Origin of the sequence: Kosakonia sp. 1610, from assembly GCF_050435845.1 — a bacterium.
Lineage (GTDB): Bacteria > Pseudomonadota > Gammaproteobacteria > Enterobacterales > Enterobacteriaceae > Kosakonia > Kosakonia cowanii.
Map to the genome: position 1 here is coordinate 554,097 of NZ_JBNDKZ010000001.1, position 13,267 is coordinate 567,363.

Annotated in this window: 11 protein-coding genes; all 11 read left to right on the plus strand. The window is 50.8% G+C overall.

Features of this window, described 5'->3' with window-relative positions:
• Positions 1-43 precede the first annotated feature (43 nt).
• The 11 genes from wcaJ (at position 44) to ABIC80_RS02565 (ending at position 13,053) form a co-directional block, all read left to right on the plus strand.
• Positions 44-1,438: an undecaprenyl-phosphate glucose phosphotransferase gene (wcaJ, locus tag ABIC80_RS02515; protein ID WP_263754368.1), complete on the plus strand. Its 1,395-nt coding sequence runs from the start codon at positions 44-46 to the stop codon at positions 1,436-1,438.
• A gap of 9 nt (positions 1,439-1,447) precedes the next feature.
• Entirely contained in the window at positions 1,448-2,926 is a 1,479-nt protein-coding gene (gene wzxC / locus ABIC80_RS02520; RefSeq protein ID WP_124967870.1) for a colanic acid undecaprenyl disphosphate flippase WzxC, read from the plus strand.
• Between the two features lie 32 nt (positions 2,927-2,958).
• Positions 2,959-4,239, plus strand: coding sequence for a colanic acid biosynthesis pyruvyl transferase WcaK (gene wcaK, locus ABIC80_RS02525; protein ID WP_429175304.1), 1,281 nt, complete (start codon positions 2,959-2,961; stop codon positions 4,237-4,239).
• A complete protein-coding gene (wcaL, locus tag ABIC80_RS02530; RefSeq protein WP_042716162.1) occupies positions 4,236-5,456 on the plus strand; it encodes a colanic acid biosynthesis glycosyltransferase WcaL in 1,221 nt (406 codons plus the stop codon). The genes wcaK and wcaL overlap by 4 nt, the downstream gene beginning before the upstream one ends.
• 11 nt (positions 5,457-5,467) lie before the next feature.
• Complete coding sequence (gene wcaM / locus ABIC80_RS02535; protein WP_200133842.1) at positions 5,468-6,883, plus strand: colanic acid biosynthesis protein WcaM; 1,416 nt, start codon at positions 5,468-5,470, stop codon at positions 6,881-6,883.
• A 177-nt stretch (positions 6,884-7,060) separates the two neighbouring features.
• Positions 7,061-7,954, plus strand: a complete 894-nt coding sequence (gene galF, locus ABIC80_RS02540) for a GalU regulator GalF (protein WP_094420942.1) — start codon at positions 7,061-7,063, stop codon at positions 7,952-7,954.
• A gap of 397 nt (positions 7,955-8,351) precedes the next feature.
• Positions 8,352-9,434, plus strand: a complete 1,083-nt coding sequence (rfbB, locus tag ABIC80_RS02545) for a dTDP-glucose 4,6-dehydratase (protein WP_429175305.1) — start codon at positions 8,352-8,354, stop codon at positions 9,432-9,434.
• A gap of 2 nt (positions 9,435-9,436) precedes the next feature.
• On the plus strand, positions 9,437-10,336 hold the full coding sequence (gene rfbD, locus ABIC80_RS02550) for a dTDP-4-dehydrorhamnose reductase (protein WP_429176455.1): 900 nt from the start codon (positions 9,437-9,439) through the stop codon (positions 10,334-10,336).
• 47 nt (positions 10,337-10,383) lie between these two features.
• The gene (gene rfbA / locus ABIC80_RS02555) at positions 10,384-11,262 is read left to right on the plus strand and encodes a glucose-1-phosphate thymidylyltransferase RfbA (RefSeq protein WP_429175308.1); all 879 of its coding nucleotides are present in this window, start codon (positions 10,384-10,386) and stop codon (positions 11,260-11,262) included.
• Between the two features lie 2 nt (positions 11,263-11,264).
• Positions 11,265-11,801 (plus strand): dTDP-4-dehydrorhamnose 3,5-epimerase, encoded by a 537-nt coding sequence (gene rfbC / locus ABIC80_RS02560; RefSeq protein ID WP_429175310.1) that lies wholly within the window; start codon positions 11,265-11,267, stop codon positions 11,799-11,801.
• Between the two features lie 13 nt (positions 11,802-11,814).
• Positions 11,815-13,053 (plus strand): flippase, encoded by a 1,239-nt coding sequence (locus tag ABIC80_RS02565; protein ID WP_429175313.1) that lies wholly within the window; start codon positions 11,815-11,817, stop codon positions 13,051-13,053.
• Positions 13,054-13,267 lie beyond the last annotated feature (214 nt).

Consider the following 13,267-nt stretch of genomic DNA (forward strand, 5'->3'; position numbering starts at 1 on the left):
CTCCTCCCCATGAGGGGAGGAGGGCAAACAGGCAGGTACAACGATGACAAATCTAAAAAAGCGCGACCGGGCCAAAACGAATGCATCGTTAATCTCTATCGTGCAGCGATTCTCAGACATCACCATTATGTTCGCTGGGTTGTGGCTGGTGTGCAAAGTCAATGCGTTGCCATTTTTCTACATGCATCTGCTGATGGCGCTGACCACGCTGGTAGTATTCCAGATGATCGGCGGCATGACCGATTTCTACCGCTCCTGGCGCGGCGTCAGAATGATGACCGAATTGACGCTGCTGTTGCAGAACTGGACGCTAAGTATCATCTTCAGCGCCGGTTTGATGTCGTTCAACACAGACTTTGATAACACTTTCTCGCTCTATTTCACCTGGTATCTGTTAACCAGCCTCGGTCTGATGTTTAGCCGGGCGGTGATCCGCTTCGGTGCCGGCTGGCTGCGCAATCTTGGGTATAACACCCGTCGCGTTGCCGTGGCCGGTGATATGCCGATGGGGCAGGCGCTGCTTGACGGTTTCCGCAATGAACCGTGGCTGGGCTTCGATGTGGTCGGGGTCTATTACGATCCGAAACCGGGCGGCATCGACACCGGCTGGGCGGGCAACCTCGAACAACTGGTTGAAGATGCCCGCAGCGGCAAGATCCATAATGTCTACATTGCGATGTCGATGAATGACGCCGTTTGCATCAAAAAACTGGTGCGCGATCTCGCGGATACCACCTGTTCGGTGATCCTGATCCCGGATGTCTTCACCTTCAACATCCTGCATTCACGTATTGAAGAGGTGAATGGCGTTCCGATTGTGCCGCTGTATGACACGCCGCTCTCCGGGGTCAACCGCATCCTGAAACGCCTGGAAGACATTGTGCTCTCGTCGCTGATTCTGCTGCTGATTTCGCCGGTGCTGCTGGCCATCTCTGTGGCGGTGAAGATGAGTTCGCCGGGGCCGATCATTTTCCGCCAGACGCGCTACGGCATGGATGGTAAGCCGATCAAAGTGTGGAAGTTCCGCTCTATGAAGGTGATGGAGAACGACAACGTGGTGACCCAGGCGACGCAGAACGACCCGCGCGTCACCAAAGTGGGCAGCTTCCTGCGCCGCACCTCCCTTGATGAGCTGCCGCAGTTTATCAACGTGCTCACCGGCGGGATGTCGATTGTTGGCCCGCGTCCTCACGCCGTTGCGCATAACGAGCAGTATCGTGCGCTGATTGAGGGCTACATGCTGCGCCATAAAGTGAAACCGGGCATTACCGGCTGGGCGCAGATTAACGGCTGGCGCGGCGAGACCGACACGCTGGAAAAAATGGAAAAACGCATTGAGTTCGATCTGGAGTACATCCGCGAATGGAGCCTGTGGTTCGATATCAAGATCGTTTTTCTGACCATCTTTAAAGGCTTTGTCAACAAAGCGGCGTATTAAGGAAAGGTCATGAGCCTGAGAGAAAAAACCATCAGCGGAGCAAAGTGGTCAGCCATGGCCACTCTGACCATTATCGGTCTGGGGCTGGTGCAGATGACGGTGCTGGCGCGCATTATCGATAATCACCAGTTCGGTCTGCTGACCGTCTCGCTGGTGATTATTGCGCTGGCAGATACGTTGTCGGATTTTGGTATTGCTAACTCGATTATTCAGCGCAAGGAGATCAGCCACCTTGAGTTGACCACCCTCTACTGGCTCAACGTCGGGCTGGGGATTGTGGTCTGCATCGCGGTCTTCTCCTTGAGCAACATGATTGCTGACGTGCTGAACAACCCGGATCTGGCACCGCTGATCAAAACCCTGTCGGTGGCGTTTGTAGTGATCCCGCACGGGCAGCAGTTCCGCGCGCTGATGCAAAAAGAGCTGGAGTTCAACAAGATTGGTGCGATTGAAACCCTGTCGGTGATGGCGGGCTTCAGCTTTACGGTGATCAGCGCCTTCTTCTGGCCGCTGGCGATGACCGCGATCCTCGGTTATCTGGTTAACAGCGCCGTGCGTACGCTGCTGTTCGGCTATTTTGGCCGCAAGATCTACCGCCCCGGTCTGCACTTCTCCCTGGCTTCCGTCAGCTCTAACCTGCGTTTTGGCGCGTGGCTGACCGCAGACAGCATCATCAACTATGTGAACACTAACCTCTCTACGCTGGTGCTGGCGCGTATCCTCGGTGCGAGCGTTGCCGGGGGATACAACCTCGCCTACAACGTGGCGGTAGTGCCGCCGATGAAGCTGAACCCGATCATTACCCGCGTGCTCTTCCCGGCGTTCGCCAAGATCCAGGATGACACTGAGAAGCTGCGCCTGAACTTCTACAAGCTGCTGTCGGTGGTGGGAATTATCAACTTCCCGATCCTGCTCGGGCTGATGGTGGTGTCGAATAACTTTGTGCCGCTGGTGTTTGGCGAGAAGTGGAACAGCATCATTCCGATCCTGCAACTGCTGTGCATCGTTGGTCTGCTGCGCGCGGTCGGTAACCCGATCGGTTCGCTGCTGATGGCGAAAGCACGAGTCGATATCAGCTTTAAATTCAACGTCTTTAAAACGTTTCTTTTTATTCCGGCGATCATTATTGGCGGCCATATGGCCGGTGCGCTGGGCGTTACGCTTGGCTTCCTGCTGGTGCAGATTATCAACACCATTCTGAGCTACTTCGTGATGATTAAACCGGTGCTCGGTTCGAGCTACCGCCAGTACATCCTCAGCCTGTGGCTGCCGTTCTACCTGTCGCTGCCAACGCTGGTGGTCAGTTATGGCCTCGGCCTGGCGCTGAACGGCCATCTGCCGCTTGCCGCCATGCTGGCGATTCAGGTTGCTGCGGGTGCCATCGCCTTCGCCATTATGCTGATTTTGTCGCGTAACGCGCTGGTGGTGGAGATGAAGCGTCAGTTTTGCCGCAACGAGAAATTGAAAACACTGCTTCGCGCAGGATAAGAAACCTTATTGAACCCCTTTATGAGGTCGTTATGAAATTATTGATCCTTGGCAATCACACATGCGGCAACCGTGGTGACAGCGCAATTTTACGTGGATTGTTGGACGCTATTTCCCGCCTGAATCCTGAGGCGGAAGTGGATGTGATGAGCCGCTATCCGGTCAGCTCCTCCTGGTTACTCAATCGCCCGGTGATGGGCGACCCGCTCTACAGCCAGATGAAAGCGCACAACAACGCCGCTGGCCTGATGGGGCGCGTGAAGAAAGTGCTGCGCCGTCGCTACCAGCACCAGGTGCTGCTCTCCCGCGTGACCGATACCGGCAAACTGCGCAATATCGCCATCGCTCAGGGGTTTACCGATTTTGTGCGCCGTCTGGCGGATTACGATGCGATTATCCAGGTTGGCGGCTCTTTCTTTGTCGATCTCTACGGTGTGCCGCAGTTTGAACATGCGCTCTGCACCTTTATGGCGAAAAAGCCGCTGTTTATGATTGGTCACAGCGTCGGGCCGTTCCAGAACGACGACTTCAACAAGCTGGCGAACTACGTCTTCGGCCATTGCGATGCGCTGATCCTGCGCGAGCATGTCAGCCTCAATCTGATGAAGCAGAGCGGCATCACCACCGATAAAGTGGAGCAGGGTGTCGATACCGCCTGGCTGGTGGATCACCATCAGGAGGATTTCACCGCCAGCTATGCCGTTCAGCACTGGCTGGACCTGGCGGCAAAAGAGAAGACCGTTGCCATTACCCTGCGTGAACTGGCGCCGTTTGATAAACGCCTTGGCACCACCCAGCAGGCGTATGAAAAGGCCTTTGCGGATGTCGTCAACCGCGTGATTGACGCCGGTTATCAGGTGATTGCGCTCTCTACCTGTACCGGTATCGACAGCTATAACAAAGATGACCGCATGGTGGCGCTTAACCTGCGCCAGCATATTCAGGATCCTTCCCACTACCACGTGGTGATGGATGAGCTGAACGATCTGGAGATGGGCAAAATCCTCGCCGCATGCGATTTAACCATCGGTACGCGCCTGCACTCTGCGATCATCTCCATGAACTTCGGCACGCCTGCGATTGCCATTAACTACGAACACAAGTCAGCGGGGATCATGCAGCAGCTCGGCATGCCGGAGATGGCGGTGGATATTCGCCATCTGCTTGACGGTTCGCTGGCGTCAATGGCGGCAGATACGTTGGGCCAGTTGCCGGCGATCAACGCACGGCTGGCAACGGCGGTGGCGGCCGAGCGCGAGCAGGGCATCAAGATGGTGCAATCGGTGCTCGAGCGCGTGCAGGGGGTGAAATGAAAGTCGGCTTCTTTTTGCTGAAATTTCCTCTCTCGTCCGAAACGTTTGTCCTCAACCAGATTGTTGCCTTTATCAATATGGGATTTGAGGTTGAGATCGTCGCCCTGCACAAGGGCGATATGAACAATACTCACGCCGCGTACAGTGAATATAAGCTGGCGGAGAAGACGCACTGGCTGCTGGCGGAGCCGGAAGGGAAACTGGCGAAGCTGGGCTATCGCGGGCAGGCCATCGCCCGCGGCATGTTTAAGCCGTCGACCTGGAAAGCGCTCAACCTCTCCCGTTACGGTGATGAGGCGCGCAACCTGATCCTGCCAGCGATTTGTGGTCTGGCACCGCAAACTTTTACCGCCGATGTTTTTATCGCCCACTTTGGCCCGGCGGGCGTCACCGCGGCGAAACTGCGCGAACTTGGCGTGCTGAAAGGCAAGATCGCCACCGTCTTTCACGGGATCGATATCTCGCACCGCGATGTGCTTACGCACTACACCCCGGAGTATCAACAGCTCTTTAAGCGCGGCGATTTGATGCTGCCGATAAGCGATCTGTGGGCCGGGCGGCTGCTCACCATGGGCTGTCCGCAGAATAAGATTGCCGTCTCGCGTATGGGCGTCGATATGACGCGCTTTAGCCTGCGTGAAGTGAAATCGCCTGGCCGTCCGCTGCAAATTATCTCTGTTGCGCGTTTAACGGAGAAAAAAGGGCTGCATGTTGCCATCGAAGCCTGCCGCTTATTGAAAGCGCGCGGTGTGGCGTTCAAATACCGCATTCTGGGCATCGGCCCCTGGGAGCGCCGTTTGCGCACCCTGATAGAGCAGTTCCAGCTTGAGGATGTGATTGAGATGCCCGGCTTTAAGCCAAGCCATGAAGTAAAAGCGCTGCTCGATGAGGCGGATGTCTTTCTACTCCCCTCTATTACCGGCACCGATGGCGATATGGAAGGTATCCCGGTCGCGCTGATGGAGGCGATGGCAGTTGGCATCCCCGTGGTCTCAACCGTTCACAGCGGTATTCCGGAACTGATCGACGCCGGACGATCCGGCTGGCTGGTGCCGGAAAACGACGCCGAAGCGCTGGCTGAACGTCTGGCCTCCTTTGGTCAGATGGCGAGTGAGGAGCTTACGCCGGTGGTGACCCGCGCCCGGGAGAAAGTTGAAACGGACTTTAATCAAACGATTATCAACCAGCAACTGGCCAGTCTGCTGCAAACGCTTTGATGAGAGGCTTTATGACTGCGAAACGACGCTCAACCGCGCTGACGCGCCGATCCTTCCTGACCGCCGGCTCTGCGCTGGCGGCGCTTCCCTTGCTGCATATGCCTGCCGCGCGTGCCCTTGGGCGCAGTGACACGGTGAAGTTAAGCGATTACAACCACAATGACTGGCCAGCTGCGCTCAATAAGGCCTTTGCCGACGCGCAGACGGTGGAGGTGCCTGCCGGGCTGGTGTGCGAAAACATCAATACCGGTATTTTCATTCCCGCCGGTAAAACGCTGCTGGTGCGCGGGGCGTTAAAAGGCAGCGGACGTGGACGTCTTGTCCTGCAGGACGGCAGTAAGGTTATCGGCGAGCAGGGCGGCAGCCTCTATAACGTTATGCTGGATGTACGCGGCTCGGACTGCACCATTAAAGGTGTCAGCATGAGTGGTTATGGCCCGGTAATGCAGATCTACATCGGGGGTAAAGAGAAGCGCGTGATGCGCAATCTGGTGATTGATAACATCAACATCAGCAAAGCCAACTACGGCATTTTACGCCAGGGCTTCCATAACCAGCTGGATGGCGCGCGCATTACCCATAGCCGTTTTAGCGATCTGCAGGGCGATGCCATTGAGTGGAACGTGGCAATCAATGACCGCAATATCCTTATCTCCGATCATGTGATCGACAATATTAACTGCACCAACGGCAAAATTAACTGGGGGATTGGCATCGGGTTAGCGGGCAGCACCTATGACAATAACTACCCGGAAGATCAGTCGGTGAAAAACTTTGTCGTGGCAAATATCACCGGCAGTAATTGCCGCCAGCTGGTGCATGTGGAAAACGGTAAACATTTTGTTATTCGCAATATCAAAGCGAAAAACATTACGCCGGACTTCAGTAAAAAAGCGGGGATTGATAACGCTACGGTGGCTATTTATGGCTGTGATAATTTCGTTATCGATAATGTCACCATGGAAAATAGTGCCGGCATGCTGATTGGTTACGGCGTGATTAAAGGCGATTATTTATCCATCCCGCAAAATTTCAAACTTAACGATATTCAGCAGGATAACAGCAGCAGTAAATATAAGCTGCGCGGTATCCAGGTCTCCTCCGGTAACGCGACCTCGTTTGTCGCCATCACCAACATCAAGATGCAGCAGGCTACCCTTGAGCTGCACAATAAGCCGCAGCACCTCTTCCTGCGTAATATCCACATTACGCAGGATGCGTCCGTAGGCCCGGCGCTGAAGCTCAACTTCGACCTGCGCAAAGATGTGCGTGGCCGTTTTATGGCGAAAAATGAGACCCTGCTGTCGATGGCGAATATTCACGCAGTAAATGAGAACGGTCAAAGCTCCGTTGATATCGACCGCGTCGATCAGCACACCGTAAATGTCGAAAATTTAAACTTCCGCTTACCCGCTAAACGGTCATAAGCCTCTTTTGAGGCTTTTGCGAGGAATCCTGGAGATTAAACCGGGGCGTTAGGATTACATCTGTTGTCATGAAGGAGCATCACTCGTCGCCATTTTCATACCTGTTTGCCATGAACGCACTGGCGAAAACAGGTCAAGGGTTTATAATTCATCAATAATTTATAGGTGGAAGAAATAATGGTTAATTTAAAGGCAGTTATTCCGGTAGCCGGACTTGGGATGCATATGCTTCCCGCTACAAAAGCGATTCCAAAAGAGATGCTGCCGATTGTCGACAAGCCGATGATTCAATACATTGTCGACGAGATTGTCGCCGCGGGGATCAAAGAGATTGTTCTGGTCACCCACTCGTCAAAAAACGCGGTAGAAAACCACTTCGACACCTCCTACGAGCTTGAAGCGCTGCTTGAACAGCGCGTTAAGCGCCAGCTGCTGGCGGAAGTGCAGTCCATCTGCCCGCCGGGCGTTACTATCATGAACGTGCGTCAGGCGCAGCCGCTGGGCCTGGGCCACTCCATTCTCTGCGCGCGCCCGATTGTGGGTGACAATCCGTTTATCGTCGTCCTGCCAGATATCGTGCTGGACACGGCAACCGCCGATCCGCTGCGTTATAACCTCGCTGCGATGGTGGCGCGTTTTGGCGAAACCGGCCGCAGCCAGGTGCTGGCAAAACGTATGAAGGGCGATCTCTCTGAGTACTCGGTTATCCAGACCAAAGAGCCGCTGGACAGCGAAGGCAAGGTAAGCCGCATCGTGCAGTTTATTGAGAAGCCGGATCAGCCGCAGACGCTGGATTCCGATCTGATGGCAGTAGGGCGCTATGTGCTCTCTGCGGATATCTGGGCGGAGCTGGAAAACACCGAGCCAGGTGCCTGGGGACGTATTCAGCTTACTGATGCTATCGCCCGTCTGGCGGAAAAACAGTCCGTTGATGCCATGCTGATGACCGGGGACAGCTACGACTGCGGTAAGAAAATGGGTTACATGCAGGCGTTTGTGAACTATGGCCTGCGCAACCTGAAAGAAGGTCAGAAATTCCGCGATAGCATTCAGAAATTGCTGGCGCAATAATCAAATAGATACATCAAGTCCTGCAAACTTGATTACAAGGGCAGTGAAGAGTGGCGCTGAGGGATAATGCTCTCAGGTTATTCTTACTGCCCTTTATTTTTTTAACCATGGAAATCAACAGTTAAAAAAGTTAAATACGCTCATTTTTGGGCTCAAGAGCGAAAGATTTTCCCTTGTTTCCGGGGCTATTTCAGCGGAGAATAGCCGCTTAACCTTTCGTGCCTGTGTTAGCTGCAATACGCTACTGTCGGCGCGGACAAAATTTATGTCAACTGTCTCACACAGCGTACGGGTAGCTGGAAAGCCTGGGGCGGTAGCGTGCCTTTTGTTTCTGACTCTTTTCCTTTTGCCCGTTGAGCGCGTTCTAAACATTGCCAAGCAAGTACGGATAATTCTCGTGAAAATACTGGTCACCGGTGGTGCAGGCTTTATTGGTTCTGCAGTCGTGCGTCATATTATTAATAACACCCAGGATTCTGTGGTTAACGTTGATAAATTAACCTATGCAGGAAATCTTGAGTCTCTTAGCGATGTCAGCGAAAGCCAACGTTATTTTTTCGAACAGGCTGATATCTGTGACGCTGCTGCGATGGCGCGTATATTCGCCGAGCATAAACCGGACGCAGTAATGCACCTGGCAGCTGAAAGCCACGTTGACCGTTCAATCACCGGGCCTGCGGATTTTATTGAAACCAATATCGTCGGCACCTATGTTCTGCTTGAAGCGGCGCGCGCGTACTGGTCGACTCTTGATAAAGGCGCCAAACAGGCGTTTCGTTTCCACCATATCTCAACGGATGAAGTCTATGGCGATCTGCCGCATCCGGATGAAGCGCAACCCGATGAGCCGCTTCCGCTCTTTACCGAAAACACCGCTTATGCGCCAAGCAGCCCTTATTCAGCGTCAAAAGCGTCGAGCGACCATCTGGTTCGCGCCTGGCTGCGCACCTACGGCATGCCGACTCTTGTGACCAATTGCTCCAACAATTACGGCCCTTATCATTTCCCGGAAAAATTGATTCCGCTGGTGATCCTCAATGCGCTTGAAGGTAAACCGCTTCCTATCTATGGCAAAGGCGATCAAATCCGTGACTGGCTCTATGTAGAAGATCACGCTCGTGCGCTTTACACCGTTGTGACGCAAGGCGTTGCCGGTGAAACTTATAACATCGGTGGCCATAACGAAAAACAGAACCTTGATGTGGTACACACCATTTGCGATCTGCTTGACGAGATCGTGCCGAAAGCCAGCTCCTATCGCGATCAGATTACCTATGTGACTGACCGTCCGGGCCACGATCGCCGCTATGCCATTGATGCTGATAAAATTAGCCGCGAGCTGGGCTGGAAACCGCAAGAGACCTTCGAGTCCGGCATTCGTAAAACCGTGCAGTGGTACCTGGATAATCAGCGTTGGGTTGAGAACGTCAAAAGCGGTGCTTACAAAACCTGGATCGAGCAAAATTACGAGAAACGTTAATGATGAATATTCTGTTGTTCGGTAAAACCGGGCAGGTAGGTTGGGAACTTCAGCGTGCGCTGGCCCCCTTAGGACATGTGATCGCTGTCGATGTTCACTCGAAGGATTACTGTGGCGATTTCAGTAATCCGCAGGGCGTGGCAGAAACGGTTCGTCGCGTTCGCCCCGACGTTATCGTCAATGCAGCTGCGCACACTGCGGTTGATAAAGCGGAATCGGAGCGTGATTTTGCCGAGCTGCTGAATGCGACCAGCGTTGAAGCGATTGCGCGCGAAGCGGCAGCGATAGATGCCTGGCTGGTGCACTACTCAACAGATTATGTTTTCCCGGGCAGCGGCGAAACGCCGTGGCGCGAAACCGACGAGCCTTCGCCGCTCAACGTCTATGGTGAAACCAAATTGGCGGGTGAAAAGGCTATTCAGCAATATTGCCCGAAGTATCTGATTTTCCGCACCAGTTGGGTCTTTGCTGCGAAGGGAAATAACTTTGCTAAAACGATGCTCAAACTGGCGAAAGAGCGCGAAACGCTCTCCGTTATCGGCGACCAGTTTGGTGCCCCGACAGGGGCAGAACTGCTGGCTGACTGTACGGCCCATGCAATTCGTACCGCGTTGGTTAAACCAGACGTCGCTGGGCTTTATCATCTCGTAGCTTCCGGCACCACCAACTGGCATGCGTTTGCCGAATTGGTGTTTGCCGAGGCACGCGCTGCCGGAATTTCGCTGGCAGTACAAAATGTGAATGCTATCGCGACAGAAGCGTATCCTACCCCCGCAAAACGCCCTCATAATTCACGACTCAATACAGAAAAATTTTCCCGTGAATTTAACCTCATACTTCCACCTTGGGAGAGTGGGGTGAAACGTATGCTGGCAGAGTTATTCGCGATGGGCTCGGCTTAATTAATTTGAGATGCCTCTGGGAGGCGTTTTTAGCGTGAGAAGATGAAATGAAAACACGTAAAGGGATTATTCTTGCTGGAGGCTCTGGTACGCGTCTCTATCCGGTGACGATGGCCGTCAGTAAACAGCTACTGCCTATTTTCGACAAGCCGATGATTTACTACCCGTTATCTACGCTAATGCTGGCGGGTATTCGCGATATTTTGATCATCAGTACGCCGCAGGACACGCCGCGTTTTGAGCAACTGCTTGGCGATGGCAGCCAGTGGGGGCTTAACCTGCACTATAAAGTGCAGCCAAGTCCGGATGGGCTTGCGCAGGCATTTATTATCGGCGAAGAGTTCATCGGTAACGATGATTGCGCACTGGTTCTCGGCGATAACATTTTCTACGGCCATGATTTGCCGAAACTGCTTGATGATGCGGTCAATCAGGAGGGCAGTGCAACGGTATTTGCTTACCATGTTAACGATCCTGAGCGTTACGGCGTCGTTGAGTTTGACAAGCAGGGCACGGCTATTAGCCTTGAAGAAAAACCGCTTGAGCCAAAAAGTAATTACGCTGTAACTGGCCTCTACTTCTATGACAACCGTGTGGTTGAGATGGCGAAAAGCCTGAAACCTTCTGCCCGTGGTGAACTGGAAATTACGGATATTAACCGTTTATACCTCGAGCAGGGGAAACTCTCTGTTGCGATGATGGGGCGTGGTTATGCCTGGCTGGATACAGGTACACACCAAAGCCTGATTGAAGCAAGTAACTTTATTGCCACAATTGAAGAGCGTCAGGGGTTAAAGGTCTCTTGTCCGGAAGAGATCGCATTTCGCAAAGGTTTTATTGATGCCGAGCAGGTAAAAAAACTGGCTGAGCCGCTGAAAAAGAATGCCTATGGCCAGTATCTGCTAAAAATGATTAAAGGTTATTAAGCATGAATGTGATCAAGACTGATATCCCCGATGTATTGATTTTTGAGCCGAAAGTATTCGGCGATGAGCGGGGCTTTTTCTTCGAAAGCTTTAGCCAAAAAGTATTTGAGGAGGCTGTCGGACGAAAGGTTGAGTTTGTCCAAGACAACCACTCTAAGTCGGCAAAAGGGGTATTGCGCGGATTGCATTATCAACTTGAACCATATGCACAAGGTAAACTTGTGCGTTGCGTTGTGGGAGAGGTTTTCGATGTTGCTGTTGATATTCGTAAAGATTCGCCGACATTTGCTAAATGGGTAGGTGTCAACTTATCTGCAGAAAATAAACGTCAATTGTGGATTCCTGAGGGATTTGCTCATGGATTTTTAGTTTTGAGCGAAACGGCTGAGTTTGTCTATAAAACAACAAATTATTACCATCCTGAAAGTGATAGAGGGATTATATGGAATGATCCGATTATTGACATATCTTGGCCAAATATAAAATCTTTAGTTTTATCTGAGAAGGATCTTGCTGCGAAAACAATTGACAGCATTTAACAGGAATGTGTAAGTGAGCCTAATTAGAAATACATTCTGGAATTTAAGTGGTTATGTGATTCCTTCTGCAATCGCAATCCCTGCCTTGGGCTTTCTAGCCAGGGCGCTAGGGCCGGAGAGGTTTGGCCTTTTTACTTTAGCAGTTGCATTAGTGGGATATGCAAGTATTTTCGATGCAGGATTAACACGCGGTGTAATAAGAGAGGTGTCGTTTTACAGGGATAACAAAGATGAAGTGAATAAAATAGTATCTAATTCGACTATTATTCTTACTTTCTTAGGAATGGTTGGTGGTGGATGCATATTCATCTTTGCACCTATAATTGTAAATTTCTTAAATACTGCAAAAAACTTGCATGGCGAGACTTTACTAGCTCTGAAAATCCTTGGTATAACCTTACCTTTTTTTTTACTAAATCAAGTTTGGTTAGGTATCCTGGAGGGGTATGAGCATTTTAAAAAAATAAATATTATTAAAAGTTTCAATAGTTCATTTATAGCCGGGTTGCCAGCTCTTTTCGTATTTTTCAATGTTGGGTTGGTATCTGCCGTCCTTGGTTTGTTGACTGCCAGAATCTTGTCATTAACTATAACCTTAATAGTATGCCGAAACTATATTATCAGTGCAGGTGTAAGCTTAGATAAAGAAACATCAGTTAGGTTATTGAAGTATGGTGGATGGATCACAATAAGTAATCTAATAAGCCCGCTAATGGCTTACCTGGACCGTTTTTTTATTTCAAATATGTTAGGTGCAGCAAATGTTGCATTCTATACGGCGCCTGCTGAAGGTGTACAAAGAATGTCAATATTTCCGGGAGCTCTATCCAGAGCCGTTTTCCCAAAACTAAGTAATTTAGTTGATTTAAAAGAAAAAAAGAAACAGAAAAACTTAGCTTACTTCCTTATGGTTATGTCAATATTGCCATTATGCCTCACAGGTGTTTTTTTTGCCGAGAATATAATGACCTTATGGATGGGGGAAGCATTCTCTGGTTTATCTGCATCGATTTTGCAAATCCTAATAGTCGGTTTCTTTTTTAATTGTATTGCACAAATTCCTTTTGCTGATATCCAGGCGGCAGGGAAATCCAGAACGACCGCGCTATTGCATTTATGTGAGGTTCTTCCTTATTTTCTATTATTATCATTACTTATTCAATTTATTGGTATAAAAGGTGCAGCAATAGCATGGTCTATCAGAACATCAGTAGATTGTTTTTTATTGATATGGCTTAGTAAAAAAGCATAAGGGTAAAGATGCTTATATTATATATAATCTCTTTTGTGTTCACTGTTTCTTTGACTTATGTTTTTTGGAAAAGACTAACATATAACATAATAATAAACACCCCCGTGTTTATCATAGTTATTTTGTATCAGTTTTTTGGAGAGTCCTTCCAATTTAAAACTCTAAATGAAGATATTTATCTTTATTTTTCTTTATTTACAGCGCTCGGAGCTTT

Excerpts from the sequence above, each read along its gene's own strand:
- wcaK (WP_429175304.1), top strand. The coding sequence starts at position 2,959 with ATGAAATTATTGATCCTTGGCAATCACACATGCGGCAACCGTGGTGAC.
- rfbD (WP_429176455.1), top strand. The coding sequence starts at position 9,437 with ATGAATATTCTGTTGTTCGGTAAAACCGGGCAGGTAGGTTGGGAACTT.
- wcaL (WP_042716162.1), top strand. The coding sequence starts at position 4,236 with ATGAAAGTCGGCTTCTTTTTGCTGAAATTTCCTCTCTCGTCCGAAACG.
- wcaJ (WP_263754368.1), top strand. The coding sequence starts at position 44 with ATGACAAATCTAAAAAAGCGCGACCGGGCCAAAACGAATGCATCGTTA.
- rfbC (WP_429175310.1), top strand. The coding sequence starts at position 11,265 with ATGAATGTGATCAAGACTGATATCCCCGATGTATTGATTTTTGAGCCG.
- wzxC (WP_124967870.1), top strand. The coding sequence starts at position 1,448 with ATGAGCCTGAGAGAAAAAACCATCAGCGGAGCAAAGTGGTCAGCCATG.
- rfbA (WP_429175308.1), top strand. The coding sequence starts at position 10,384 with ATGAAAACACGTAAAGGGATTATTCTTGCTGGAGGCTCTGGTACGCGT.
- galF (WP_094420942.1), top strand. The coding sequence starts at position 7,061 with ATGGTTAATTTAAAGGCAGTTATTCCGGTAGCCGGACTTGGGATGCAT.
- wcaM (WP_200133842.1), top strand. The coding sequence starts at position 5,468 with ATGACTGCGAAACGACGCTCAACCGCGCTGACGCGCCGATCCTTCCTG.